Source organism: Streptomyces sp. NBC_00104, from assembly GCF_045160825.1.
Classification (GTDB): Bacteria; Actinomycetota; Actinomycetes; order Streptomycetales; family Streptomycetaceae; genus Streptomyces.
The window spans coordinates 6024481-6050277 of sequence record NZ_CP108215.1 but is presented as its reverse complement, the minus strand read 5'-3'; the positions used below and the strand labels follow the sequence as shown (position 1 = coordinate 6050277).

At 73.2% G+C, this 25797-nt stretch carries 20 protein-coding genes and 2 pseudogenes; 7 read left to right on the top strand and 15 right to left on the bottom strand.

What is annotated here, in order from left to right; translation table 11 throughout:
• Window positions 1-120: 120 nt before the first annotated feature.
• Both OG272_RS26630 and OG272_RS26625 read right to left on the bottom strand, forming a co-directional pair.
• Window positions 121-1623 carry a HAMP domain-containing sensor histidine kinase gene (locus tag OG272_RS26630; protein WP_328223688.1) on the bottom strand — a complete coding sequence of 501 codons (1503 nt, stop codon included), beginning with the start codon at window positions 1621-1623 and terminating at the stop codon, window positions 121-123.
• A 71-nt stretch (window positions 1624-1694) separates the two neighbouring features.
• Window positions 1695-2444 (bottom strand): response regulator transcription factor, encoded by a 750-nt coding sequence (locus tag OG272_RS26625; RefSeq protein WP_326580045.1) that lies wholly within the window; start codon window positions 2442-2444, stop codon window positions 1695-1697.
• Window positions 2445-2663: 219 nt separating this feature from the next.
• Between OG272_RS26625 and OG272_RS26620 the strand changes: the two genes are divergently transcribed.
• The 4 genes from OG272_RS26620 (at window position 2664) to OG272_RS26605 (ending at window position 6583) form a co-directional block, all read left to right on the top strand.
• Window positions 2664-4016, top strand: coding sequence for a ferric reductase-like transmembrane domain-containing protein (locus tag OG272_RS26620; protein ID WP_327728575.1), 1353 nt, complete (start codon window positions 2664-2666; stop codon window positions 4014-4016).
• Window positions 4017-4023: 7 nt separating this feature from the next.
• The gene (locus OG272_RS26615; RefSeq protein ID WP_328223686.1) at window positions 4024-4515 is read left to right on the top strand and encodes an FMN-binding protein; all 492 of its coding nucleotides are present in this window, start codon (window positions 4024-4026) and stop codon (window positions 4513-4515) included.
• Between the two features lie 734 nt (window positions 4516-5249).
• The gene (locus OG272_RS26610) at window positions 5250-5834 is read left to right on the top strand and encodes a sigma-70 family RNA polymerase sigma factor (RefSeq protein WP_326580051.1); all 585 of its coding nucleotides are present in this window, start codon (window positions 5250-5252) and stop codon (window positions 5832-5834) included.
• Window positions 5831-6583, top strand: a complete 753-nt coding sequence (locus OG272_RS26605; RefSeq protein ID WP_405895058.1) for an anti-sigma factor domain-containing protein — start codon at window positions 5831-5833, stop codon at window positions 6581-6583. Before OG272_RS26610 ends, OG272_RS26605 begins: the two co-directional genes overlap by 4 nt.
• 81 nt (window positions 6584-6664) lie before the next feature.
• Here the strand turns inward: OG272_RS26605 and OG272_RS26600 are convergent, their stop codons facing one another.
• From OG272_RS26600 to OG272_RS26560, 9 genes and pseudogenes are all read right to left on the bottom strand, one after another.
• Window positions 6665-7378 (bottom strand): alpha/beta fold hydrolase, encoded by a 714-nt coding sequence (locus OG272_RS26600; protein WP_328506587.1) that lies wholly within the window; start codon window positions 7376-7378, stop codon window positions 6665-6667.
• Between the two features lie 106 nt (window positions 7379-7484).
• A complete protein-coding gene (locus tag OG272_RS26595; protein WP_328223684.1) occupies window positions 7485-8285 on the bottom strand; it encodes a DUF1295 domain-containing protein in 801 nt (266 codons plus the stop codon).
• Window positions 8282-8782, bottom strand: a pseudogene (locus OG272_RS26590) (class I SAM-dependent methyltransferase); the annotation flags it as partial. The pseudogene OG272_RS26590 and the gene OG272_RS26595, both read right to left, overlap by 4 nt.
• A 47-nt stretch (window positions 8783-8829) precedes the next feature.
• The gene (locus OG272_RS26585) at window positions 8830-10221 is read right to left on the bottom strand and encodes a class I SAM-dependent methyltransferase (RefSeq protein WP_405895056.1); all 1392 of its coding nucleotides are present in this window, start codon (window positions 10219-10221) and stop codon (window positions 8830-8832) included.
• The gene (locus OG272_RS26580) at window positions 10218-11090 is read right to left on the bottom strand and encodes a DUF1365 domain-containing protein (RefSeq protein ID WP_405895054.1); all 873 of its coding nucleotides are present in this window, start codon (window positions 11088-11090) and stop codon (window positions 10218-10220) included. The genes OG272_RS26585 and OG272_RS26580 overlap by 4 nt, the downstream gene beginning before the upstream one ends.
• Entirely contained in the window at window positions 11087-12391 is a 1305-nt protein-coding gene (locus tag OG272_RS26575; RefSeq protein ID WP_327728583.1) for an FAD-dependent oxidoreductase, read from the bottom strand. Before OG272_RS26575 ends, OG272_RS26580 begins: the two co-directional genes overlap by 4 nt.
• A gap of 313 nt (window positions 12392-12704) precedes the next feature.
• On the bottom strand, window positions 12705-12914 hold the full coding sequence (locus OG272_RS26570; protein ID WP_327728584.1) for a hypothetical protein: 210 nt from the start codon (window positions 12912-12914) through the stop codon (window positions 12705-12707).
• Window positions 12915-12970: 56 nt separating this feature from the next.
• On the bottom strand, window positions 12971-15103 hold the full coding sequence (locus OG272_RS26565) for a zinc ribbon domain-containing protein (RefSeq protein WP_405895051.1): 2133 nt from the start codon (window positions 15101-15103) through the stop codon (window positions 12971-12973).
• On the bottom strand, window positions 15096-15905 hold the full coding sequence (locus tag OG272_RS26560) for an IS607 family transposase (protein WP_405895050.1): 810 nt from the start codon (window positions 15903-15905) through the stop codon (window positions 15096-15098). Before OG272_RS26560 ends, OG272_RS26565 begins: the two co-directional genes overlap by 8 nt.
• A 71-nt stretch (window positions 15906-15976) precedes the next feature.
• On the opposite strand from OG272_RS26560, the gene OG272_RS26555 reads away from it, so the two are divergent.
• The 3 genes and pseudogenes from OG272_RS26555 (at window position 15977) to OG272_RS26545 (ending at window position 18300) form a co-directional block, all read left to right on the top strand.
• Complete coding sequence (locus tag OG272_RS26555) at window positions 15977-16927, top strand: transcriptional regulator (protein ID WP_328223679.1); 951 nt, start codon at window positions 15977-15979, stop codon at window positions 16925-16927.
• An 81-nt stretch (window positions 16928-17008) separates the two neighbouring features.
• Window positions 17009-17158 (top strand): annotated as a pseudogene (locus OG272_RS26550) (sensor histidine kinase); the annotation flags it as partial.
• Between the two features lie 317 nt (window positions 17159-17475).
• Window positions 17476-18300, top strand: coding sequence for a hypothetical protein (locus tag OG272_RS26545; RefSeq protein ID WP_327728588.1), 825 nt, complete (start codon window positions 17476-17478; stop codon window positions 18298-18300).
• A 115-nt stretch (window positions 18301-18415) separates the two neighbouring features.
• On the opposite strand, the gene OG272_RS26540 is transcribed toward OG272_RS26545, so the two are convergent.
• The 4 genes from OG272_RS26540 to OG272_RS26525 all read right to left on the bottom strand — a co-directional run bounded on the left by OG272_RS26540 (window position 18416) and on the right by OG272_RS26525 (window position 25768).
• The gene (locus tag OG272_RS26540) at window positions 18416-19774 is read right to left on the bottom strand and encodes a chloride channel protein (protein ID WP_326580074.1); all 1359 of its coding nucleotides are present in this window, start codon (window positions 19772-19774) and stop codon (window positions 18416-18418) included.
• Window positions 19775-20019: 245 nt separating this feature from the next.
• A complete protein-coding gene (locus OG272_RS26535) occupies window positions 20020-21120 on the bottom strand; it encodes a hypothetical protein (RefSeq protein WP_328223678.1) in 1101 nt (366 codons plus the stop codon).
• Window positions 21117-22784, bottom strand: coding sequence for a serine/threonine-protein kinase (locus tag OG272_RS26530; RefSeq protein ID WP_327728591.1), 1668 nt, complete (start codon window positions 22782-22784; stop codon window positions 21117-21119). Before OG272_RS26530 ends, OG272_RS26535 begins: the two co-directional genes overlap by 4 nt.
• A 560-nt stretch (window positions 22785-23344) precedes the next feature.
• Window positions 23345-25768 (bottom strand): SpoIIE family protein phosphatase, encoded by a 2424-nt coding sequence (locus OG272_RS26525; protein ID WP_405895049.1) that lies wholly within the window; start codon window positions 25766-25768, stop codon window positions 23345-23347.
• Between the last annotated feature and the right edge of the window lie 29 nt (window positions 25769-25797).

Genomic DNA, 25797 nt, shown 5'->3' with positions numbered 1-25797 from the left:
ACGGCCCGTGCGGACACGGCGTGCGCGGGACGCTCGCAAGACCGGGCTGCCGGGCTGCCGGGCTGCCGGGCTGCCGGGCTGCCGGGCTGCCGGGCTGCCGGGAGGATGCCGCGGTTTCCGTCACTCTTCACCGGTGGGGAGCCGGACGGTGAACGTGGTCGATCCGGGGCCGCTGTCGAGTGTGACGCTTCCGTCGTGGGCCTCCGCCACCGCCGCCACGATCGACAGGCCGAGGCCGGCGCCGGTTCCCGCGCCCTCGGTGCGGCGGCGGTCCGCGCGGGTGAAGCGTTCGAAGACCTTGGGCCGGATGTCCTCGGCAACGCCCGGCCCGTCGTCGTGGACCGTCAGTACCGCCGTGCCGGCGTCGGTCCGCAGGGAGATGGTCACCGTGCTTCCGACGGGTGTGTGCAGACGGGCGTTGGCGAGCAGGTTGGCCAGTACCTGATGGAGGCGGTGGGCGTCGCCCGGCACCGTCACCGGCTCCTCGGGCAGCTCCAGGGCCCAGCGGTGTCCGGGGCCCGCGGCCTGCGCGTCCGTCACGGCGTCCAGGACGAGGCGGGTCAGGTCGACGGGACGGCGTTCCAGGGGGCGGCCCGCGTCGAGGCGGGCGAGGAGCAGGAGGTCGTCGACCATCTCGCCCATGCGGGCCGCTTCGGCCTCGATACGCTCCAGGGCCCGCACGACCTTCTGGGGCACCGGGTCCGGGTGCAGCAGCGCCAGTTCCGCGTGCCCCCTGATCGATGCCACGGGTGTGCGCAGTTCGTGGCTGGCGTCGGCGGCGAAACTGCGCAGCCGTTCCTCGCTCGTGTGCCGTTTGGTCAGCGCCTCCCCGACATGGCCGAGCATCATGTCGAAGGCGCTGGCAACGCGTCCCACCTCGCTGCGCGGGTCGCTCTCGGGCGCGCGTGGCGGGAGCGCCACCTCGCCGCTGGAGAGCGGTAGTTCGCTGACCCGGGTGGCGGTCGCGGCCACACTGCTGAGCGGTCGCAGCGACCAGCGCACCCACAGGGCTCCCGCGACGCCGGCGACGGCGAGCGCCGCGCCGAAGACGATTCCGGCGACCAGTTCCAGCCGGTGGACGGTGGCCTCGACGGGCTCCATGGGCAGCCCGGTGATCAGGACGTCGCCGTCCCGGCCCTCGGCCGCCATCACGCGGTAGTCGTCCAGCGACGAGAGATCGATCGTGTGTCCGTCGCCATCGGCCGGCACCGCGGCGAGCTTTCTCCGGTCCGCGGCGCCGAGCGGAACGGGCACCGCACCCGTGCCGCTGCTGGATCCCACCACCGCGGCGTCGGTGACCGTGTCGCCGACGAGCCGGCAGCCGAAGGTTCCGACGGCCTGACGGCGGGTGTCACCGTCCTCGTCGCCGTCCTCGTCGCCGTCCTCGTCGCCCATGGGGGTCCCCCCGGTCGAGCCCTTTCGAGACCGGGGGAGGTCCGACGGCAGGCTCCCGCCGTGTTCCAGGCTCGCCGGGAACCGCACACCCGCATCGCGCAACTGCTGGTCGAGCCGGCCGGTGAGGAAGCCGTTCAGCTCCACCACCGCCGCCACCCCGACGGCCGCGCAGCTGACCGCGAGCAGTACGACGAGGCCGACGGTGAGCCGCGCCCGCAGCGTGTGCATGCGCGGCAGACGAGGCAGACGAGGCAGACGAGGCAGACGAGGCAGCCACCCACGGGGCCTCACCTGGGGCCTCACCTGGTCACCGGCTTGAGCACGTATCCGGCGCCCCGCACCGTGTGGATCATGGACGGGCGGCCCACGTCCACCTTCTTGCGCAGGTAGGAGATGTACAGCTCGACGACATGTGCCTGCCCGCCGAAGTCGTAGGACCAGACGCGGTCGAGGATCTGCGCCTTGCTGAGGACGCGTCGCGGGTTGCGCATGAGCAGGCGCAGCAGTTCGAACTCCGTCGGGGACAGCTCGATCAGGTCGCCGCCGCGGGTCACCTCGCGGGCCTCCTCGTCCATGACCAGGTCGCCGACGGTCAGCCGCGGACCGTCCTCCGTCTGCCGGGCCATGCCGGCGCGGCGCAACAGTCCGCGCAGGCGGGCGACGACCTCCTCCAGGCTGAACGGTTTCGTCACGTAGTCGTCGCCGCCCGCCGTGATGCCCGCGATACGGTCCTCGACCGCGTCCCGTGCGGTCAGGAAGAGCACGCACACGTCGGGCCGCAGGGCGTGCAGCGAGCGCAGTACGGCGAAGCCGTCGGTGTCCGGGAGCATGACGTCGAGGACGACGGCGTCGGGCAGCAGCTCACGTGCCTCGGCGACGGCCGAGACGCCGTCGCCCGCCGTGCGTACCTCCCAGCCCTCGTATCGCAGGGCCCCGGAGAGGACCTCCGCGAGGTCGGGGTCGTCGTCGACGACGAGGACCCGGAGCGGGGCGCCGTCGGTTCGGGTCAGCACGGGGCGGGCCGAGCCGCGGGGTCGGGGAGCGTTCATCTCACGTACCAGGATGCGGCCTCGCCGCGTTCCGGGCCGCTCCCTCGACCTCTGAGTTCGCTCTGAGTCCGCCGTGGCGTTGGACCACCCCGGCCGCCCTCCCCACCTGCGGCGGGGCCGCACCGCAGGCCACGCGGCTGAGAGCGGGCTCAGAGGTTGTGTCGGCACTGTGGCGTCCCGCACGGCGACGGACGTACGGATGGCGAGAGGGACATACGGATGACGACGGCGTACGCACAACGAAGGGTCGCCCCCGCGCCTCCCGCGCCACGGCGCTCTCCCGCGGGCCCCGTGCTCGCCGTCCTGTGGGGCGGGGCCGTCGCCGTGACCGCCCTGTGGTGGCACGACACGGGGTCGGTCGTGGGCACCGCGGGCTGGCTGACCGGCGCCGGGCGGATCACGGGACTGCTGAGCGGGTACGCCTGCGCGGTCCTCGTCGGTCTGATGGCCCGCGTCCCGCTCCTGGAGCGGCGGATCGGGTCGGACCGGGTGGCTCGCTGGCACGCGATGGCGGGCCGCTACACGATCTGTCTGCTGGTGGCACACGTCGTGCTGATACTGCTCGGGTACGCCGCCCAGGACGGCTCCTCGATCCTGGACGAGACGCTCACCGTGGTCCTGGACTACCCGGAGATGCTCAAGGCCACCGCCGGTACCGCCATCCTGTTCGCGGTCGGACTCGTCTCCGCCCGCGCGGTGCGCCGCCGGGTCAGCCATGAATTCTGGTACTACGCGCACCTGCTCACGTACGCCGCGGTCTTCCTCTCCTTCGGCCACCAGCTCGCCCTGGGATCCGACTTCACCGGCAACCGGCCGGCTCAGGCCGCCTGGTACGTGCTGTACCTGGGCGTCGCGGCCCTGGTGGGGTGGTTCCGGATCCTCGCTCCGATCCGGCTCAACCTGCGTCACCGGCTGCGGGTCGACTCCGTGCGCAAGGAGGCGCCGGGCGTGTACTCCGTCGTCGTACGCGGCCGGCGGCTGGACGAGATGGGTGCGCGGCCGGGACAGTTCCTGCGCTGGCGGTTCCTCACCGAGGGCATGCGCTGGACCTCCACGCCGTACTCCCTGTCGGCGCCACCGCGCCCGGACCTGCTGCGCATCACCGTCAAGGCGCTCGGCGACCACAGCGCCGCCGTCTCCCTGCTGCGGCCGGGCACCCGTGTGTGGGCGGAGGGCCCCTACGGGGCGCTGACCGCCGAACGGCAGACCTCGCACAAGTCGCTGCTGATCGCGGGCGGTGTCGGCGTCACCCCGCTGCGGGCCCTGTTCGAGACGCTGCCCGGCGACGTCACCCTCCTCTACCGCGCCCGCACGGCCGAGGACCTCGCCCTGGGAGGCGAACTGGAAGCGGTCGCGCGGTGGCGCGGAGCGAAGGTGCTGTACGCGCTCAACGGTCCACACGGCCGGCGTCCGGACCTCACGGCCCACTCCCTGCGCACGGCCGTGCCCGACCTGGACGCCCACGACGTGTACCTGTGCGGCCCGCACGGGTTCGCGCGGGACCTGTACGAGGCGCTGCGCACCGCCGGGGTTCCCGACCGCCGCATCCACCACGAGTCCTTCGAGCTGTGAGGCCGACTTGCACACGTTGAGGAAGAACCGTCCGCTCCGCCGCATCGTGCTGGCGAGTGCCGCGACCGTCTCCGGGATGGTGCTGCTGCTCTCGCTCAAGCCGCACACGACGCCGGGCGTCGCCGGGCTCGCGACCACTCCCGTGCCCTCCAGCAGTTCCAGCACGTCGAGCGGAACGAGCGGAACGACCGGGTCGGGCGGATCGAGCGGCTCGTCCACGGGCACCCGGACCCTCACCGGGGACTCGGTCCAGACCCGCTACGGCCCCGTCCAGGTCCGCGTCACCCTGAAGGACGGCAGACTCACCGACGTCACCGCGGTCACCTATCCGCAGGAGAACCCGAGGGACCAGCGGATCAACAGCTACGCCATCCCGCAGCTGACCAGGGAGGCGCTCACCGCCCAGAGCGCCGACATCGACACCGTCTCCGGAGCCACCTACACCAGTGAGGGCTACCGTCAGTCGCTCCAGTCGGCGCTGGACTCCGCGAGCCGCTGACGCCGGCCCGGCCGGAGCCCGCGTGAGGGCACCGGTCCGTGCCCCGGAGGGCGCCGACCCGTGCCGTGGTGACGCCGGAACCGGGCGACGATCGCGCACCGGCCCGGATCGGCCACTCCCGGGTAAGCCGGTTCGCCGGCGCCCCTGGGCTGGGCGGACCTGTTGCTCCGCCTCCTTCATCGTCCGTCTTCGTCGTCCGTCTTCATCGTCGGTCTTCGTCGTCGGTCTTCGTCGTCCGCCTTCATCGTCCGCGCCCATGGCCCGCGCTCATGGCCCGCACCCGTCCGTCGCGTGCCGGTGGCCGCGGCGGGGCCGCCGCACCGGGAGAGGCCGTCCCTGCCTTGGCCCGGAGCTTCCCGCCCGTTTCCGTCGTGGCGGACCGCATCCGCAACCGGTCGCCGACAGGAATCCACTCCAGAGTCGTCAGACGGCACGACGGAAGGAGAAGGCGTGGTCACAGCTGCACGGCCTGGCCATCCGGCCCCTCGGGAAGGGAGGCACACACACCCGCCCAGCGGTGACGTGAACCCGCACCTGACGGACATCGACGAGGTGCGCGCGCTGGGGGAGGCCGCCTGCTTCCCTCGTCGGCTCGAACCCCTCGGGGCACGGACGGACGGGGGCGGTGTCCGCGCCATCCCCCTTCACCTGCGCTTTCATCGTCATCAGAACCAATCCGCCACCTCACCGGAATCGGATTACGTCCGGAGATGTCCCAACCGCGGAGGCCCCCGGTGAAAGAAGTAGTACACATCGGCAGAAACCCGTCGACCGAGCCGGACCTGGAGGAGCTCGTGGGCTGTGTGGCCCTGGGCGACGACCAGGCGTTCGCCTCGGTCTACGACGCCGTCGCGAGTCCGGTCCTGGGGGTCGTGCGCGCCGTACTGCGTGACCATGCCCAGTCGGAGGAAGTGACCCAGGAGGTCCTGGTGGAGGTGTGGCGCACCGCGCCCCGCTACCGCCGCGACCGGGGGACCGCCATCAACTGGATCCTCACACTGGCGCACCGCCGGGCGGTGGACCGGGTGCGCTCGGTGGAGGCCGCGGCCGTCCGGGACCACAAGGCCGCCCTGCTGGAGCGGACGCCCGAGTACGACGACGTGGCCGAGCGGGTCGAGGCGCGGCTGGAGCGGGAACAGGTACGGCGCTGTCTGCGCACGCTGACCGAGATCCAGCACCAGGCCGTCACGCTGGCCTACTACCGCGGACTGTCCTACCGGCAGGTGGCGGAGGCGCTGGCGCTTCCGCTGGGCACGGTCAAGACCCGGCTGCGGGACGGACTGATCCGGCTGCGCGACTGCCTGGGAGTGACGGCATGACGGCCACCGACCTGCACCGGATGACGGGCGCCTACGCCCTGCACGCCCTGCCCGACGGGGAACGCGACGCGTTCGAGCGGCACCTCGCGGGCTGCGAGGCGTGCGCGCAGGAGACGGACGAGCTGGTCGCCACCGCGGTCCGGCTGGGACTCGCCGTCTCGGTGACGCCGCCCGCGGCACTGCGCGAGCGGGTACTGCGGCGGATCACCACCGTCCGGCAGGAGCAACCCGGCGGACCGGCCGAGTCCCGCCGGGGCCGTACAGGGCTGCGGGCGCGACGCCTGTCGCGGTGGACGCTGGCCGCCTGCCTCGCGGCCGCCGCCGCGCTCGGCGGGACGACGGTGTGGCAGCACGAGCGGGCCGAGGACGCGCTGAGCCGGGCGCGCCAGGCCGAGCGGGGAACGGAAGAGATCGCCGCCATACTGGCCGCACCGGACGCCAGGACCCGGGCCGCCGCACTGGCCGGGGGCGCCACCGGCACGGTCGTGGTCTCCCGGAGCCGGGACAAGGCCGTCTTCCTCGTCTCCGGGATGACGAGCCCCCCGGGCGGAAAGGTCTACCAGCTGTGGTTCGACGACGCCGGCGCCATGCGGTCGGCCGGCCTGATGGACCCCGCCCGCGCCGATCAGGCCGTCCTGATGCGAGGTGCCGTGGACACGGCCTCGGGCATGGGCATCACCATCGAACCCAGCGGCGGCTCGAAGCGGCCCACCTCCGCCCCGGTCGCCCTGATGGACTTCCCGTCCTGAGCCGTGCGGGTGCACTTCACGCACATCACCTCGCCCTGCCGGACGGGGGCGGTGCGCCCCCGGAATTCACCGGGCCGCCGGTCAGAGCACGGGGGAGTCGGCCCCCGGCCCGTAGCACCGTGCGGGCAGCGGGTCGGGGGCGTCGGGGTCGAGGAGGTGGGCGACGGTGGCCGCGGCCGTGCGGTGCCAGAAGCCGTGGCGGCGCAGCATCGCGTGGTCGCCGCCGCCGACGAGGGCCATACCCGTCCGTGCCCCCGCGCCCCGCGCCAGGCGCACGTAGGCGGCGGAGTCGGCGGGCGAGGTGACGCGGTCCCGTTCGCCGTGCAGGACGACGAGGTGACGGCCCGCCAGTTGCCGCACCGGCTCGCCCGGCGGACACCAGGGCGCCAGGGCGAGTACGGCGCTCACCCGCGGGTGGCCGGCGGCGCGCAGTGCGGCCCGGGCGCCCATGGAGTGACCGACCAGCACGGTGGGCACCGGGCCGGCCAGCTCGGTGAGGCGGTCCAGCGCGCGACGGGTGTCGGCCACCGGGTCGGCGCGGGTGCCGTTCCAGCCCCGGAGGCGGTAGCGCACGCAGGCCAGCAGGACGTCCTGGCCGGGCAGTTCCGCCGACAGCGACCACAGGAACGGGTGCATGCGCAGGGCGGCGAGTTGCCACGGCCGGGAGAGACGGCGGTCGGTCTCCCGCCCTCCGTGCAGGACCAGCACGGCGGCACGTGGGCGTGTCGGAAGTCGTCGCGGCACGAGCGCTTCTCCGGGCCGGGGCGGATACCCGGCGTCGTCCTGGTGGGGCACAGCGGGCGCTCCTGACTTCCTCACAGACCTCACAGACCTCACAGGCCTCACAGGCCTTGTCACGGCCATGTCGGCACGGTCGTGTCGGCACGGTCGTCTCCGCCCCTCACCGACGCGGAGGGCGCGGGAAGAAGCCACTGGTGCGCGCCACGTACTCGGCGTAGCCGGGACGGTCCGACATGTGCCGTTCCAGCAGCCGCTTCCCGCTCCCCCGCACCAGCAGCAGGCTCATCACCAGCGGGGAGACGACCGACACGACCGCCGCCTCCGGCGCGTCGCAGGCGAGCAGGAACAGACCCCACCACACACAGAAGTCCCCGAAGTAGTTGGGGTGCCGGGTCCAGGACCACAGCCCCCGGTCCATGATCCGGCCCCGGTTGGCGGGATCGGCCTTGAACCGGGCGAGCTGGGCGTCCCCGACCGCCTCGAAGCAGAGCCCCACCGCCCACACCGCTCCCCCGACCCAGGCGAGGAAGGACGGCGGGCCGGGCACGTACTGCGCCGCCTGGACGGGCAGGGACACCAGCCAGACCAGGGCGCCCTGCAGCAGGTAGACCATGCGCAGGGCGTACAGGTTCCGGTCACCGGGCGCCTTGGCGAGCATCGCCTCGTAGCGGGGGTCCTCGCCGTGCCCCCGGGCGCGGCGGGCGATGTGCGCGGCGAGCCGCAGCCCCCACACCGCGGTCAGGACGGTCACCAGCACCCGCCGCGTCGGATCCCCGTACCCGGCGGATGCGGCGAAGGTCACGGCGGCGACGGCGGTGAAGCCGATCCCCCAGGCGATGTCGACGATCCGGTGCACGCCCGCACGCACCGCGAGGGCGAAGGTGACGAGCATGACGGCGAGGGCCGCGCCGGCGGCCCAGGCCAGGTTGAGCGCGAACGCGCTCCACGGAAAGCCGCTCACAGCCGGTCCACCCCCTCGTTCCAGGCGGGCATGGCCGCCGGTGTGCCCCGGTCGCCGCCGGGGCCGGGCCGCGCGCTCAGGATCTGGTCGACACCCATCCGTCCCTCCTCGAAGGCCGGCGCCCCGCCGACCAGGTACAGCCGCCACCCACGCGCGGTCTCCTCGCCCACCGGCCCCACGAACCGCTCCCGGCGCTCCTCCGGGGCGCGGTGCCGGGCGGTGACCGTACGGACGTAGTACTCACGCGGGGACTCGACGTGCCGAGCCTCCGGACCCGCCTCCTCCAGCAGACCCACCGTCTCGCCGAGCGGCCGCATACGCAGGTCGGGAGCCGTGCCCGCCTCGATGAACGGGCCGCCGCCGTGGGCGTTACGGCCGCGCGGCATCTGGTGCACGAGCACCCGCCCTCCCCGCCGGACCGGCCGGTGCGGGGCGGCGGCGAACGCCGGGTACGCGGCGTCGCCCACGTGCTCGCCCATCCCGACGGTGGCGCGGGCGGTGAGCCGGTGGGCGGCACCGGGCCGGGCAGAGGCGCGGGTGCCGGTCATCGGGCGGGGTTCCCTTTGGTGAACAGGTACTGCTGGACATCGAGGTAGCCGGAGCGGAACCCCGCCTCGGAGTAGGCCAGGTAGAAGGTCCACAGGCGGCGGAAGGTCTCGTCGAAGCCGAGCGCCTCCACCTCCTCGGCGCGCTCGGTGAACCGCTCCCGCCACAGGCGCAGCGTCTCGGCGTAGTGGGCGCCGAAGCCGTCGCGGCGGGCCGGGCGCAGCCGGGTGTGGTCGCGGACGGTCTCCTCGATCGCCCGGGTGGACGGGATCAGCCCGCCGGGGAAGACGTACTTGTGGATCCACGTGAAGGTGGAGCGGGTGGCGACCATCCGCTCGTGCGGCATGGTGATGGCCTGCAACGCCGCGCGGCCCCCCGGCGCCAGCCGTGCGTCCAGGGCACGGAAGTACACCGGCCAGAACTCCGCGCCGACCGCCTCGATCATCTCCACGCTGACCACGGCGTCGTATGTCCCACGGGCCTCGCGGTAGTCGCACAGCTCGATCGAGACCCGTTCGTCGAGCCCCGCCGCGCGCACCCGTTCCCGTGCCAGGGCCCGCTGTTCCCGGGACAGGGTGAGCGAGGTGACGCGGGCGCCGCGGGCGGCGGCCCGCAGGGCCAGTTCGCCCCAGCCGGTGCCGATCTCCAGCAGCCGGGTGCCCTCGCCCACGTCGGCGAGGTCGAGCAGCCGGTCGATCTTGCGGTGCTGGGCCGCGGCGAGCAGGTCCCAGTTGGCCGGGAAGCCGCGGAAGAGGGCCGAGGAGTAGGTGAGGGTGTCGTCGAGGAACAGAGCGAACAGGTCGTTGGACAGGTCGTAGTGGCGGCTGATGTTGGCCCGGGAACCGTCGGGCGTGTTGCGCTCCTCGTGCGGGTGCCGCGGCGCCCACAGGGCGCGCAGCCGTTGCAGGGGGGCCGGGACCAGGTCGGCGGCGTGCCCGGCGAGCACGGTGAGTACGGCGACCAGGTCGGGGGCGTCCCACTCGCCCGCCATGTAGGACTCGCCGAACCCGACCAGCCCGTGGGTGCCCACGCGGGCGTGGAAACCTCCCGGATCGCGCACCTCCAGCAGCGGCCCTCCCCGGCCGACCGGCTCCGCGCCGCCGAACCGGGCCCGCAGGGGCAGCTCCCGCAGGGCGTGCCGCACGACGGCCCGCGTCACTGCGGTCCGGGGCCACGAGGCCCGCGGTACGGCGGCGACATCCGGCCCGCGGGTGGTGGTGTCGACATCCGGCCGACGGGTGGTGGTGTCGACGGGAGCGGTGTGCCTGTCCGGCGTGGCGACCGGAGCGGCATCCGCGCCCACCGTCTCGACGGGAGCGGTGGTCTGCCCGCCGGGGATGCTCTCCCCTCCGGGGGCGGTGCGGGGTTCTGTCGTCCTCGCTGTCGTCATATGGCTTTCTCCGTGGTGCGGTGTCCGGGGCGGGGCTGGACGGGCAGCCCCCGCAGGTACAGGCGGATGCCGTGGGCGCGGATCGCGGCCGCCACGGCGAGGGTGGACCAGGGGTACCGCAGCACCAGCCGCAGCAGGGACGCCGTGCTCACCGCGCGCCGGGTGCCGCGTACGGTCGCGGTGAAGGCCCGGCCGCCCTCGCGGTCCAGGTGCACGGTCAGGTCGAGCCGTGCTCCGGGAGGCGGCAGGCGCATGCGGTAGCGGCCGTCGACGGGGAAGAACGGCGAGACGTAGAACTCCTTCTCGGCATGGAACTGCGTCTCGGCGTGGAACTCCTGCTCGGCATGGAACTGCTTCTCGGCATGGAACTGCTTCTCGGCATGGAACTGCTTCTCGGCGTGGAACTGCTTCTCGGCGTGGAAGCCCTGCTCGGTCCGTGCGTCCTTGGTACGCGCGGCCCCGGTCGTGTCCGGTCGCAGCAGGTAGGCGTGCCGGCCGCCGTAGGTGTTGTGCACCTCCGCGACCACGCAGCGCGTTTCCCCTTCCGGGCCGTGGCACCAGTACAGGGTGAGCGGGTTGAACACGTAGCCCAGCACGCGTGCGTGGGTGAGCATCAGCACGCTCCCGCCGTCCAGGTCCACGCCGTGCGCGGCCAGGAAGGCGTCCAGGCCCGCCCGGAGCGTGGGCCGGTCGCCGGTGAAGTGGTCGCGCGGGTCGAACCGGGCGAACGGCCGCAGCAGGGGCGGGAGCCGGGGCGGGCGGTCGGGGTCGACGAGCCACATGTACGTGCGGTGGCGCAGCGCGTACCGCCAGGGCGTGGTCCGCACGTGCGCGATCGTGCAGGGATACAGGGCCGGTACGGTGCTCACCAGCGGACCCCGAACGCGGCGGCGGCCTCGACGCCGGAGCGGCAGCCGTCCTCGTGGAACCCCCAGCCGTGGTAGGCGCCCGCGAACGCGGTGACGGGGCCGTTCAGTTCGTGCAGGCGCCGCTGGGCGGCCACCGACTCCGCTGTGTAGACGGGGTGTTCGTAGACCATGCGGGCCAGCACCCGCCCGGGATCGACTCGGTCCTCGCCGCCCAGCGTGACCACGAACGTCTCGGCGGCGTCGAGGCGTTGCAGCCGGTTCATGTCATAGCTGACCCGTACCCGGTCGGCGCCCGCCGTGCACGACGGCATCAGATAGTTCCACGAGGCCCGGGCGCCGCGCGCGCGTGGCAGCAGCCCGGTGTCGGTGTGCAGGAGCGTGGTGTTGCGGGAGTACCGGAACGCGCCCAGCACCGCCCGCTCCCGCTCGGTCGCGTCGGCCAGCAGCCGCAGCGCCTGGTCCGGGTGGACGGCGATCACCACGGCGTCGTACGGCTCGGTCGTGCCGTCCGCGGCGGTGACGTCCACCCCGTCGGCGTGGCGTCGCACGGACCGGACGGGGGTGGCGGTGCGGACGTCGCCGATGTGCTTGGCGATCCGGTCGACATACTCGCGCGAACCGCCGGTCACCGTGCGCCACACCGGCGAACCGCCCACCGAGAGCATCCCGTGGTGGGCCAGGAAGCGGAACAGGTAGGCGGCCGGGTAGAGCTGCGCGGTGGCGGCGTCGCAGGACCACACGGCGGACACCACCGGTGTCATGAAGTGGGCGCGGAAGTAGCCGGAGAAGCCTTCCCGGTCCAAGAACGCGCCGAGAGTGAGCGGATCCTCCGGGCTTTCGGCCAGCAGCCGGCGTGCCGCCCGGTGGAACGCGGGAACCTCGGCCAGCAGCCGCAGGTAGGAGCCGCGCAGGAGGGTGCGTGGCCGCGCGAGCAGTCCGGCCGGGCCGCGGGCGCCGGCGTACTCTAGTCCGCACCCCTCGCACCGCACGGACATACTCATCTCCGACTCCTGCGTGGCGACGCCGAGCTCGTCGAACAGCCGCAGCAGATACGGGTAGGTGCGCCGGTTGTGCACGATGAAACCGGAGTCGACGCGGTGCACCCGCCCGTCCTGCGGCGAGGTCAGCTCATGCGTGTGCGCGTGTCCGCCGAGCCGGTCGTCGGCCTCGTACAGCGTGACGTGACGATTCAGTCCCAGGACGTACGCGGCGGTCAGTCCCGCCACCCCCGCGCCCACCACGGCGGTACGCCGCCCCGCGCGTTCCGGGCTCCGCGACGCCTCCCTCGACGTCCGCTCCATCGCCCTTCCTCCCGTCGGCCGCGATCTGTGCTGTCGCGCGTAATCCGGATCTGCTCGGGCATCGGATTGGCCGTACGACGGATCACTTGCCGACGGACGTGACCCGCGCGGCCCACGTACGGCGTACGTGGGCCGCGCGGGGTGCGGCGTACGGGAGCCGGCGGCGGTCGGCGGTCGGCGGCGGCACGAAGGCTTGCACCGGTTGGGCTGGGTGGACTGGGTGGACTGGGTGGGTCTGACGACAGCTACGGCCGGGGAGGCCGGGCATGCGGTGTGCGTGCCCGGCCTTCCCGGCCCCGGAGGATGGATGTGGTCACTTGCCGCCGGCGCGTGGGGTGCCGATGTGGGTGATCTTGTGGTTGCGGTCCAGGCCGACGACGAGCTTGGTGGTGACCCCCTGACCCCAGGTGAGGGTGATGCCGACCTGGCCGGCGGTGGCGCTGTTCTTGACCGTCCACTTCAGCGGGACGTTCTGGGCGCGCAGGATGCCGTCCGAGTGGTTGCGGTCCTCCCACTTCTCCACCTCACGGAGGGAGTCGGCCCGGACGTAGAACTCACGGAGTTCGGTGGTCAGCGTCTCTAGAACTCTGTGTGTGCCTGTGGTTTCCAGGCTTTTCGGGCGCGGCGTGGCCGTGTGCGGTTGCCGTCCGGTGGTCCGAACCTCGGGGTGAGGGGGTGGACTTCGGTGGCGTGCAGGTGGTGGAAGCCGGTCCGCTGGGCGGCGCGGGTGCGTCGTCGACAGGTTCTGCGTGAGAGCCGCACCCGGCCGGATCGTGGAAGGTCTTCCTCGGTTCGGTGGGGTGCGGGTACTCCATGACCTGGCACCGGCCCGGGTGTGGCGGCTGGTGTCGTGGTGTCATGCCCCGCCGGACGCTGGACTGCCCCCGGGGTGGGGGTGGTGGCGGGGACCGTACGCACATCGGGCGTACGGCGGGAAGTCGTGTGGGCGGGGCCGGGGCCTGTGGCAGCGTGGCGAGGGCTCGGCCTGGCAGGGGTGGGGCGTCCCTTGCCCGGGGTGGTTTTCGGCCCGCGGGGGCGGGGCGGGGCCGTTTGCGCGTGGCGCTGTCGGTGCAGGCGGCGGGTGGTCTTCTTCGGACGCCGGACCATGGTCACGGTGCCCTCGATGGTGGTGCGGATGGTCCGGGTGCCTGTGGTGCGGTCGGTGGTGGTGTGGGTTTGGGCGAGCAGGCCGCGGGAGACGATGCGTCGGGCGGCGGCGTGGTCGCGGTCCATGGACAGCCCGCACCCGGTGCAGTGCGCCCACTTCCAGCCCCGCTCACCGAGTCGGTCGGGGGCCGGGTGGTGGGTGAGTGTGGTCAGGCAGCCGGGGCAGAGTTTGGAGGTGCCCCGGGCGGGAACGGTGACCACGGTGATCCCGGCCTTCGCGCCCAGGTGCCGGATTGCCTGGGCGACAGCGCCGCGGACCTGCCCGGACAGGCGGGCGTTGCCCTTGCGGTGGCCGCGGGCTTCCAGGGTGGCGAGATCCTCCAGGTAGATGACGCTCGCGCCGAGCGCGGCGGCCTGGTCGACGGCCCAGCGGGCCGCCGCCCGGGCCAGCGCGGCGTTCAGCTGCCGGATCCGGGCACACACCCGGACATGTTCCGCCTGAAGTGCCCGGGCCCGCTCCAGGTGTCCGCCCCAGGCCAGGTGCGGGGAGCCGAGCCCGTCGGCCAGCGCCCGGTAGTGGTCGCGCTTGGCCGCGAGACGCTCGCGCACACCGCGCAGCCGGTGCAGAGCGGTGCTGATCACCGTGGCGTCAAAGACCAGGGGACGGCCGTCGGTGACGACCCGGGAGGTCTGCCCTTTCCCGGCCAGGCGGCCGAGTGTGCCGGTGAGGAGGGTGTTGACACCCCAGTCGAAACCGACCGCCCCCCGATGCCCGGTCGGCTTGGTGGCCGGGGTGGGCCGTGAGTGCGGCAGGTCGACGGCGATCCTCCCGGCCGGGGTGGGGCGCAGGGTCGGGGTGTGCAGCACCGCATCAGGCGCGACGGTACCGGGCAGCCGGATGTCGAGCATGTGCCAGGCCCAGTCACGCCCCGTGGCGGGGGCGGCCCGCAGGGGGAGTTTGACCCGCAGCCGGGCGGTGGCCGCATCCACCCGGGTCAGGGTGACCTGCTGGCGGTCCATCGCGGCCAGGAGTACCTGGCCGGCCACCTGTGGCGGGCCCTCCAGGGCGCACAGCCCGGCGGGCAGCTGCCCGTGCTCGGCCACGTGGGCGCGGATCTGGCGGGTGCGGTTGCGGATTTCGGCACCCGTCACCCCGGCGGGCAGTACCGCCCTCAGGGCCGTCCACTCCGCCACGGTGCGCCGCCGGGGATCGGCGGGCCAGGCGGCCAGGACGGCGGCCACGATGCTGCGCCGGTGCAGGGCCAGACGCAGGGTGCGCGCGGCGTACTCCTGAGCGCCCCGCCGCACCCGGTCCGGGACATACACCCCCGCCGGGAGCACAACATCCTGCGGCCAGTTCAAGCGACGCAGCGCCATCCAGCCCTTGGACGGCAACGCCTGACCCTGCCCGTCCACCCCCGCAGCCAGCACGTCAAAGGAATCCTCGTCCCACCGCGCGGCCACCAGAGCACCCGTCAGCTCCCGGCTCAACTCGGCCAGAAAACCCACCCGTTCCAGCAGCACCCGCTGCCCGACCCGCTCACCCGTGGCCTCCAGCACCCCCGAGAAGGCGGTACATGTCGCCGTCGCCATCAACCTAGCCACGCACCTCACCCGCAACACCGGCTCCCGCTCCCGCTCCCGCTCCCGCTCCGGCTCCCGCTCCGGCTCCGGCTCCGGCTCCGGCTCCGGCTCCGAGGACAGGCTGCTTCATGCGGCGCCCGGCTTCGTCCAGAAGCCGTCGACGCGCCTCACGCGAGCGCATCCCGTACATGCGGCCGGCGAAGGTGGCCACCAGCGACATGAAATCGTCCAGCAGTTCCTCCATCCCCCCGGCCGCTCCCTTGGAATGCAACACCTCGACCGTAACGCGGTGATGAGCCAGAACCTGGATCAACCAGCCCGCACCGAACCGGGCCAACCGGTCCCCGTGCGTGACCCGCACATGGGTGAACTCCCCCTTCGCGGCCCGTTTCACCAGCCGGTCAAGCCCCGGCCGTGACTCCCGCAGCCCCGAAGCACGGTCTTTGAAGACCGCGACCACCACCCCCGAAGCGGTTGCCCGCAGTTCGGCCTCCTGCGCGGCCAGCGAAGACCCCTGCCCGCTGCTGCCCGAAACCCGCACATACAGAGCCTCACGCCGCCCGGCCGTATCCGGGCAGCCGGTCAGAGCGTCCAACGCCTCACTGGAGAAGCGCCGTTCACGCCCCACCCACACCACCGCAACCCTGCCCTCGTTGGCCCATAGCCGCAGCGTGCCCGGATGCACACCCACCCGCCGCGCAGCCACCGCCAACCGAAGAAGTTCCATGCCGAGGAACCTACGGCCCCACACACACCCACCACCCCAAACCGGCACGACATCACACCATCGCTGGAAGCAGGGGGGAATCACCCACAGATCCATACACGCTCTGCTATGCAGCATCCACAAGGATCCCTAAGCAAAAACCCCGACAGTTGAAGACCCTCCCCGGCTTGTCGCGCGAGCACGACGAGGCGTCGCGCCCCGCCTCGCGAAAGCCCTGGTACAGACACCGCGTCGCGGTCACGGCGGCTCTGGTGACCGCGCTGGTCGCCACCCTGGGCAGCCTGTCGGCCCTGCCGTCCGGGCGCTCCTCGGCCAACGGCACCGACCAGGTGTCCGGCACGACGACCGCGGGCGCACGGCACGGCTCCCCGTCACCGTCCGCACCCACCTCCGCCTCCGCCACGCACAGCAGGCCGACCGGCTCGCCCTCGGCGAAGGCTCCCGCCGCGGACGACCACTCGTCGAGCCCGTCCAAGAGCCCCTCCGCCAAGGCCGTCCCCGCCGTCCCGCCCCTCACCTGGACCGTGAACTCCCAGCTCTGGGCGTCCGGTTGCGATCACGACTACGTCATCGACAAGGCGCCCCAGCGGGTACCGCCTCCCCCGGCCCCGCAGGACGCCACCCCGTGGGCGCGTACACAGGGCGCGGTACACGGCGGCCAGACACTCGTGGACATCTCCGTGCAGGGGCGGACGGACGCGGCCGTCGTCCTGAAGGCGCTGCGGGTCCGCGTCGTGGGACGGGCCGCCCCGGTGAAGGGCACCGTCTATTTCACGGGCCAGGGCTGCGGCGGCGACCTGGACCCCCGCTCGTTCGCCGTGGATCTGGACATGGACCGGCCGATCGCCCGCTCGGTCCAGGGCCCCGAGGACGGAACGGGCACCCCGGCGAAGCGCATGCCCTACCAGGTGTCCGCGAAGGATCCCGAGGTGCTGATGGTCGACGCCCGGACCGTCGACTGCGACTGCCGCTGGTATCTGGAGCTCGACTGGTCCTCGCAGGGGCGTACCGGCACCGAGCGCATCGACGACCACGGCCTGCCGTTCCGCACCAGCGGCACCAAGGGCCTGCCCCACTACTGGTACGCGCACGACGGCTGGACCCCGATCGCGAGCTGAGCGGGGTCAACGGCGCCGCGACCGCGACCGCCACCGTCGCCGTCACCGCGCAGCCGCTGGCGCAGACCGCCGTGGAGCAGTGGCGGGCGCCTTCGCCTGTGCGTCGAGGACGACGGCCGGGGCGGCGCGGACGCGGACGCGGACGGCGGCTCCGGACTCACCGGCATCCGCCGCCGGATCGCGGCGCACGACGGCACCCTCTCCCTGGCCGGCCCGCCCGGCGGCCCCACGCACGGCGGCGCTTCGGCGAACGCCGCGCACGGGAAAGCGGACGAGGAGGCGGGAGAGCGGCTCGCCGGCCCCCGGTCCACTCCCCGGTGCCGGCCGTGGCGCAAGGCGGCGCGTCGACGAACCGCCGTCCACAGCCGATGTGTTGCCGTGTAACGGTGTCGCTACGGCGGTGTCCTGAAGGACGGACGGGCGTGACCTCGGGGCTCTGGGGCCCCTCCTCATCAGTGTCTTACGCAGTGCAGGACCGGGGAGCCGGTGGAAACGCCGCCGACTCCCTCCTACCCGCACCACCCCCACCTCGGAAGGAACCTCCTCTGATGAACCGCCACCTGCGCAGGGCCGTCGTCGCCACCGCCGCGATCACCGCCGGGCTGCTGATGACGGCGTGCCAGAACGGCACCGACACCGACTCGTCCGGCACGAGCGGAGCGGACAAGGCGGCCGTCGCGGAGAAGGCAGCGGACTCCAAGAACTCCAAGGGCGTCAGCGGCACGTTCAAGAACGGCGAGGTCACCTATCTCGCCCCGGGCAAGTACATCGTGTCCGTGCCGGGCAAGCAGGACCAGCAGTTCTGGGTCGCCGAGGACACCGAGGTCTACGGCGCCGGCACGATATGCGGCGAGGCGGGGGCCAAGGTGGACGCGCCCTGCACGCTGGACCAGCTGGAGTCGGCCGTCAAGAAGAACGCCGTGAACGCCGACGTGGAGATGAAGAAGGGCATCGCGACCCTCGTGACCGAACGCCGTAGCGCGCAGCAGGACACCGGCACCGGCTCGGGCTCGGGCTCCGGCAGCGACTCCGACAGTGGCTCCGGCGACGACTCCGGCTCCCGCGAGACCGTCGTCGAGGACATCAACAAGGGCAAGGGCGTCAACGGCACCTGGTTCGGCAACGTCTCCTACCTGGCACCGGGCAAGTACACCGTCTCCGACATGAAGGGCGTCGAGCAGCAGTTCCTCGTCGCCGAGGACACCGAGATCTGGGGTTACGACGACATCTGCGACGCCGTGAACACGGGTCAGGGCGGCGAGGGTGGCATCGAGTGCACCGAGGCCCAACTGGAGACGGCCGCCAAGAAGGGCTTCAGCGCCGAGGTCGTGATCAGCAACGGCATCGCGACCACCATCCGCGACGACCACTGAGCCACACCCCACGGCGAGCCGGTGGATGGCCCCGCGCCCGATGCGGGGCCGTCCACCACCCTGCCGGACGGGCGCGGAGCCGAGTCATGGCGGCGGAGGGAGGCTCCCGTCGGGCTCACGGCTGCCGTGGCCCGGCCTCGGTCGTCGCCCCGGCTCCGGGGGCCGGAGGAACGGTGAGTCTCGCCGTCGTGACGTACGAGACCACGACCGCGACGATCACCAGCGGCATGACGGTCAGCCCCTGTGCCCCGAGCAGGAGGGTGGCCAGCAGGACGGAGACCAGCGGAAGTCTCAGCATCGCCGTGCCCATCGCTCCGATACCCATCGCGAACCCCGCTACCAGGCTGAGCCCCGGCAGGTGGGAGAACAGGATGCCGCCCGCCGCTCCCACGAACATCGCGGGAAAGATCGGGCCTCCCCTGAAAGCGCTGAGCGAGGTGCAGTAGGCCAGGCCCTTGCACACCACCAGCAGCGACAACGCTCCCACCGAGTACGCGGCGTGGTGCGTGAGGAGCGGATCCAGCGCCGACTGCCCCGAGTACAACACGTCGCTCGCCGCTTTGCCGGTGCCCTCCGCGTAACCGATCGCCAGCCCCGCCACGACCAGGCCGATGACCACCGTGGCCGGCACCCGTCGCCTCTCGACGTGCGTCCTGAGCCGGACGGCGAGCCACCGGATTCCCGCACCGGCGAGTGCGGCCGACACTCCGATGACCAGAGCCCACCCGAATTCCGCCACGGTCGGGGACGTGGCCTCGGGTACGTCGTGCAGGGTCAGCGAGTAGGTGCCCAGCCCGGTCCAGGATCCCAGCCCGACGAAGATGAGCGCGCCGATGCCCGCGGCCAGCAGGCCGGGCACCAACACCAGCGCCATCATCGGCCCGCCCAACCCCGAGGCCTCCATCAGGAGGAACGCTCCCAGCAGGGGGGATCCCAGCAACGAGCTGACGGCCGCGAAGCTGCCCGCCGCGCCCAGCACCTCGATCATCTGCTTCGGGGGGTCGCGCTTGACCATCCGCACGGCGCCGGCGGCGAGCCCGCCGCCGAGCGCCAGCAGAGGTGCCTCGGGTCCGAGGACGGCGGCGAAACAGAGCGTCGCCAGGGCGGCGGCGAAGATGCCGGGCAGCTCGATGGGGGTGGGCGTGCCGCCGGGCTTGAACCCGTCCGTCGGTTCATGGCCGCCGTGTCCCGGCAGGTACTGGATCGTCAGTGCCACGAGCAGCCCCCCTACGGCGAGCAGCGGCAGCGGCCACCAGGAGGGCGTTCCGTCGAACCCCAGCGACTTGGGCAGATCCGTGTAGAGCAGCGGCTGGACCTCCCCGACCAGCGCGAGGAAGCCGAACGCCGCCGCGGACACCGGCCCGCCGATCAGCGCGGCCATCAGCAGAAGCACCAGGTACGCGCGGCTCCGAAGCAGCGTCATCGGGTCCGGGAGCGGCGACGGGGCCTCGGACCCGGTCGTGGCAACCGGCATGCGCATTGCCTCCTCGCGAATGCGGACCCCGTCGGGGTCTCACCGGCTGCTTTCGGCGAACCCGGAAATCCGGAAGACGCCGCCGCCTGGTCCGGCGGCACGGATTCGAGCCTGGCACGCCGTTCTCACGCGGGCACGTCGACGCCGCCCATGCGTGTCTGCGTGTCACTGCGATACGTCTCCGGACCCCGTCCAACGCCCCTCCTACAACCCTTTTGGGGCCTTCCACGGCGAGTCCGGTCCGGTCAGGGGCATCGGTAGGTGAGGTGGGTGGTGAAGGTGCGGTCGGTGGGGGAAAGGATGCGCAACTCGACCTGCGCCGCGTACCGGCCCTGGCCCTGGAAGGTCCACAGCAGGTGCAGACGCGCCTGTCTCTGGCCCCGGACCACCACTTCGCGCAGCACGCCCGAGGCGGTGCCGTCGCTTCGGATCCAGCGGTAGGAGAACGTGCCCGGCCTGCCGTTCGTGGTGACGAGACCGACGATGTCCGCTGTGTCACCGCAGCCCAGGACCGTCGGCCGGGCCGTGACCGCCGCCGTCCGCACCGCGACGGACGGCCCGAGGCGCTGCCAGGCGAGGAGGGCCATGACGGAGATCAGCACCAGCGCGGGCAGGGCGTGCCGGCGCAGTCGTCGGCGTCGGGGCACGGGGGGCGGCGGCGGCAGCGCGGGCAGCGTCCGGTGGGTGCGGTGCGCGAGGGCGGCCGTCACCCCCGGGCCGAAACGCAGCATCGTGCCTTCGGTGCGGTCCGGCGGCGTCGGCAGGTTCTCCGGGGAGAACGGCAGGCCCTCCGTGGAGAACGGACCGACGAGGGTGGCGTCCGGCTCGGGTCTCTGGATCCAGTGGCTGTCCAGCACGGTGGCGCTGTACTCGGCGTCGACGGAGCCGGGTTCGCCGCTCGGGGCGCGTTCGACGCTCGGGGCGCGTTCGTCGGCGCGGTCGAGGTCCTGGGTGGGGTCGAGGTCCTGGGTGGGGTCGAGGACCTGGGTGGGGTCGAGGACCTGGGTGGGGTCGAGGACCTGGGTGGGGTCGAGGACCTGGGCGGGGTCCCCGTCCTCGGCGGAACCCAACACCCGGCTCGGCTCCCCGCCCTCGGCAGCATCGAGCGCCCGAGTGACATCGAGGACCTGGGTCGGCTCCCCGCCCTCGGCGGAACCCAACACCCGGCTCGGCTCCCCGCCCTCGGCAGCATCGAGCGCCCGAGGGACATCGAGGACCTGGGTCGGCTCCCCGCCCTCGGCGGAACCCAACACCCGGCTCGGCTCCCCGCCCTCGGCAGGTGCGGACGCGGATGTGGACGCGGATGTGGAAGCGGACGCGGGAGTGCGGTCGTCGTGAGTGGTCATCTGAGGTCACACCGCCTGGTCAGAAGCTGCTGCGAGGCGCCGCCGTCGGCGGAGGCCGGAGTGGTCGTGGCCCGGACCGCCCAGTAACAGCCGAGGTTCCGGAAGGTGTGGTCGACGGTGAGCGTGTACTGGGTGGCGCCGCTGCGCTCCAGCGTCTGGACCGCACCGTCCTGGGTGCCGAGCTGTCCGCCGGTGTCGCCCGCGAACCACGAGACGGTGAGGGAGAGCGGCCCGGTGCCGTCCGTGGTGATGCCGATCGTCGCCGTGGCGGTCGTCGGACCCGTCTGCCGGAAGCCCGACACCACGACGTCCTTGATTGCGGGGGCGGCCGGCGAGGCGGGGGGAGTGGTCGTCGGCGTCGTCTCGGGTGTCGCCTCGCCGGGCGTCGTCGTCTCCGGGGCCGGGTCCGGGTCCGTGGTGCCGGATGCCGAGGGCGTGCCGGTGTCGGCGGTCGCCGGGTCCGAGGCCGACGGGCCGGCCGACCCGGTGGAGGTCGGGGACGGCGAGGACGACGGGGACGACGTCGACGATTCGGTGGTCGTCGGGGTCGGAGCCGTGGGCCCCGCCGACGCCCCGCCGGGCTGGGCACTGGTGGTGGCCAGGGCCTGCGCCGCCTGCTGCGGAGCCGCTCCGGGCGTGTGCTGGATGCCGTAGGTCAGGAGGACGCCCAGAAGCGCGGCCGCACCGGACACCAGCATCCCCGGCCGGCCGGGCCGCCACGACCGCGCCCAGCCGTCTCCCCGTTCCGGGCTCAGCAGCGTGCGCGCGGTGTCCGTGGTGGTGTGCGGGGCGCTGCGGGCCGAGGGCAGCAGCAGCGGCAGCAGGGCCACCAGCGCGGCGAGCCGACCGCGGCCGCGTTCCTCCCAGTCGGGCCCGTAGGCGGCGCCGGCGGCCGTCTCCAGGTCCGTGACGAACGCCTCGGCGTGCGTGGGCCGTTCCCGCGGGTCCTTGGCCAGTCCGCGCCGCACCAGGTCCCGCACCCCCTCGGGGACCTCCTCGACGGGGACGGGCGCGTCGGCGTGCTGCAGCGCGAGGGCGGCGAGATTGTCGGCCGGGTACGGCTTGTGGCCGGTGAGGCACTCGAAGAACGTGGCCGTGGCCGCGTACACGTCGGCGGCGGGCGAGGCGGGCGCGCCGGTCCACTGCTCCGGGGCCATGTAGGAGGGGGTGCCCGCCGCTCCGGCGCTGGTGCCGACGTCCGCCGCGATCCCGAAGTCGACGAGCTTGGACGCTCCGTCCGGCATGACCAGGACGTTCGCCGGCTTGTAGTCGCGGTGGACGACACCGATGCGGTGCGCGTCGGCCAGACCGAGCAACGAGCCCTTGAGGACCAGGAGGGCGGCCTCGGGATCGAGCGGGCCCTGACCGTTCAGCAGGGCCCGCAACGAGACACCGTCCACCAGCTCCATCACGATGGCCGCGCCGTCCGGGCTCTCGACGTATTCGTACAGCCCGGCGACGTACGGGCTCTCCAGGCCGCCGAGCAGCCGCGCCTCCGCCCTGAAATCGCGGACGAAGCCGGGCCGGGTGCGCAGTGACTCGCTGAGGTACTTCATCGCGACCGGCACGCCGGTCTCCTGGTGCACGGCGAGGACGACCCGCCCGCTCGCCCCCGCTCCCAGTTCCGACGACTCGGTGTATCCAGGCACCGCCCATGTGTTCATTCCAGCCCCCCAAGGCTGCAGTGCTGCCGGAAACCTCACTCGCCCCGGAGCTTCGGACCACGCCCCCAGAGACACACTTTCGGCCACGGTGGTTGCGGTGCGCCACCCCCAGGAGCCCCGCTCCGGGGATTCCACGGCCGGACCATCCGGACGCTCCGGCCGAAAACGGCCAGGCCGGCGCCATCCTGCACATCCGGTCCTGGGGGGCGCCGGGCCGAAAAGTGACCGATCCACAGCCGCCCGACGGACCGGAGCAGCCTGCGGACAGGAGCGGCCTGCGGACAGGAGCGGCCGGAGAGCCAGAGCGGCCGACGGTCGGAGCAGCCGGAGAGCCAGAGCGGCCGACGGACCAGAGCGCCCGGCCGACCGGAGCAGCCGGAGCCAGAGCGGCCGACGGTCGGAGCAGCCGGAGAGCCAGAGCGGCCGACGGACCAGAGCGCCCGGCCGACCGGAGCAGCCGGAGCCAGAGCGGCCGACGGTCGGAGCAGCCGGAGAGTCCGGCCGTGTCGGTCCGGCCGTGGTCAGGCCGTGTCGGTCCGGCCGTGGTCAGGCCGTGGCGGTCAGGCCGCCTCGACCGGCTTCGGCCCGGTCGAAGCCACCTCGGCCGGCAGGGCCTGCTCGCACCAGATCGTCTTGCCCGTCGCGGTCTGCCGTGTCCCCCACCGCTGCGTCAGCTGGGCGACGAGCAGCAGGCCCCGGCCCCCCTCGTCGAACACCCGTGCCCGCCGCAGATGCGGCGCGGTGCTGTTCGCGTCCGAGACCTCACAGGTCAGCACGTGGTCATGGATCAGCCGCAGCTGGATCGGGGGCACGCCGTACCGGATGGCGTTCGTCACCAGCTCGCTGACGACCAGTTCGGTCACGAACGCGGCCTCCTCCAGGCCCCAGGACACCATCCTGCGCACGCTCTCCGAACGCACCCGCGACACGGCCGCCGCGTCCGCCGTCACATCCCACGCCGCGACCCGCCGCCCGTCCAGCGCCCGAGTCCGCACCAGCAACAGCGCGGCGTCATCGACGGGTCCGTCCGGCAGCGCCGTCCTCACCACGTGTTCGCACACGTCCTCCAGCGAGCCGGCGGGCGCGGTCAGTGCCGTGCGCAGCGCCTCCAGGCCCGCGTCCAGGTCGCGCTGCCGGGACTCGACCAGGCCGTCGGTGTACAGCGCCAGCAGACTCCCCGGCGCCAGCGCCACCTCCACCGACTCGAACGGCACCCCTCCCAGGCCGAGCGGCGGCCCGGCCGGGAGTTCCAGGAAGCCGGCCGCCCCGTCGGGTGCCACCAGGACGGGTGCCGGATGTCCGGCCCGGGCCAGCGAACACCGCCGCGACACCGGGTCGTACACCGCGTACAGACAGGTCGCACCGATGTCCGCCGCCGTATCGGCGTCCCGGCCGGCCCCCGACTCCGCGGCCAGCTGGATCACCAGGTCGTCCAGTCGGGTCAGCAGTTCGTCCGGGGTCGGATCGACGTCCGCGAGCGTGCGTACGGCGGTCCGCAGCCGCCCCATCGCCGCCGCCGCGTGGATCCCGTGTCCCACCACGTCCCCGACCACCAGGGCCACCCGCTCGCCCGACAGACGGATCACGTCGTACCAGTCGCCCCCCACCCCGATGCTCGGTGACGCGGGCAGATAGCGCGAGGCCACCTGCACCGCCGACTGGTACGGCAGCCGCTGCGGAAGCAGGCTCCGCTGCAGCGCGAGTGCCGCCGTCCGCTCCCGGGTGAACCGCCGCGCGTTGTCCAGGCACACCGCCGCCCGGGCCACCAGGTCCTCGGCCAGGGAGAGGTCGTCGGACTCGAAGGGCTCGGGGGTCTCGCGGGTTCGGGTGAGCATGACCACGCCGAGCGTCGTGCCCCGGGCCCTGACCGGCAACAGCATCCACGAGTGCGTCCCGAACCGGGCGATCTTCGCCTGCCGGGCCGGGCTCAGGGCCGCCCAGGCGCGGATCACCGGGTCCTCGGTCAGGTACATCGCCGAGCGTCCGCTGGCCAGGCACAGCGCCGCGGGAGAGTCGGCGAGATACACGTCGGAGTCGCCGGCGGTGGTCTGCGCCTCCAGGACACCCTCGAACAGGTTCAGCTCCGCGATCCGGCGCAGCCGGACGGCCCCGGCGATGGGCCCGGGAGCGGGCTCGTCCCCCCGGAGCAGGACCTCCAGCAGGTCGACACGGGCGAAGTCGGCGAACCGGGGCACCACCACCTCGGTCAGCTCCCGGCCGGTCCGGGTCACGTCCAGGGTGCTGCCGATGCGGACGCTCGCGTCGTTCAGCAGGGCCAGGCGTTCCCGGTCGCGGCTGGCGCGGGTGACGTCCGTGACGGTGGTGCAGACGCCGAGCGTCCGGCCCCGTTCGTCCCGCAACGGTGTCGCGGACACGTCGAAGACCCGGGAGGAGGACCCCGCCGGGAGGCTGCCTCTGACCTCGCCGGCCTGCTCCTCACCCGTCAGCAGAGCCCGCCGGGTCCGCTCCTCCCACTCCGCCGCGTCCGGGCCGACCAGGACGTCGGTGAGGCGGCGCCCGCGCCGTTCCTCGTCGGAGAGTCCGCTCAGGCGGCGCATCCGCTCGCTCTGCCACACGCAGCGCAGATCGGTGTCGTAGACCGTGAGCGCCAGCGGCGAGGCTTCGAGGGTCCACGTGGACAACGCCTCCCGCTCCCGCTCCCCCACCGCGAACCCGGCCGGCGGCGGGCCGATCACCAGGATCGAACCGGGCCCCGTCGCACGCCCGGCCACGTCGGTGGCCAGCGGGTAGCCGGAGACCGGCAGCGTCAGCAGGCTGCCGTCCCTGTGCCGCACCGGGAGCGCCCTGTGGCGTTCCTCGGAGCCCGCGGCGTCGTACACGTTCGGCCCCAGCAGTTCCGCGACCGGCTGCCCCACGGCCTCCGCGGCCGTGTGGCCCAGCAGGCGTTCCGCCCCGGGGCTCCACCCGGTGATCAGACCGCGCCGGTCGGTCACGACCAGCCCGAGGACGCGCGACGTGTCCATAGCGTCCAGCGTGGTGCCCGTGATGCCCA

What these genes read in the sequence shown, in the direction of transcription:
- OG272_RS26630 (WP_328223688.1), bottom strand. Translation starts at nt 1,623, where the DNA reads ATGCACACGCTGCGGGCGCGGCTCACCGTCGGCCTCGTCGTACTGCTC.
- OG272_RS26625 (WP_326580045.1), bottom strand. Translation starts at nt 2,444, where the DNA reads ATGAACGCTCCCCGACCCCGCGGCTCGGCCCGCCCCGTGCTGACCCGA.
- OG272_RS26620 (WP_327728575.1), top strand. Translation starts at nt 2,664, where the DNA reads ATGACGACGGCGTACGCACAACGAAGGGTCGCCCCCGCGCCTCCCGCG.
- OG272_RS26605 (WP_405895058.1), top strand. Translation starts at nt 5,831, where the DNA reads ATGACGGCCACCGACCTGCACCGGATGACGGGCGCCTACGCCCTGCAC.
- OG272_RS26585 (WP_405895056.1), bottom strand. Translation starts at nt 10,221, where the DNA reads ATGACGACAGCGAGGACGACAGAACCCCGCACCGCCCCCGGAGGGGAG.
- OG272_RS26575 (WP_327728583.1), bottom strand. Translation starts at nt 12,391, where the DNA reads ATGGAGCGGACGTCGAGGGAGGCGTCGCGGAGCCCGGAACGCGCGGGG.
- OG272_RS26560 (WP_405895050.1), bottom strand. Translation starts at nt 15,905, where the DNA reads ATGGATCTGTGGGTGATTCCCCCCTGCTTCCAGCGATGGTGTGATGTC.
- OG272_RS26545 (WP_327728588.1), top strand. Translation starts at nt 17,476, where the DNA reads ATGAACCGCCACCTGCGCAGGGCCGTCGTCGCCACCGCCGCGATCACC.
- OG272_RS26540 (WP_326580074.1), bottom strand. Translation starts at nt 19,774, where the DNA reads ATGCCGGTTGCCACGACCGGGTCCGAGGCCCCGTCGCCGCTCCCGGAC.
- OG272_RS26535 (WP_328223678.1), bottom strand. Translation starts at nt 21,120, where the DNA reads ATGACCACTCACGACGACCGCACTCCCGCGTCCGCTTCCACATCCGCG.
- OG272_RS26530 (WP_327728591.1), bottom strand. Translation starts at nt 22,784, where the DNA reads ATGAACACATGGGCGGTGCCTGGATACACCGAGTCGTCGGAACTGGGA.
- OG272_RS26525 (WP_405895049.1), bottom strand. Translation starts at nt 25,768, where the DNA reads ATGGACACGTCGCGCGTCCTCGGGCTGGTCGTGACCGACCGGCGCGGT.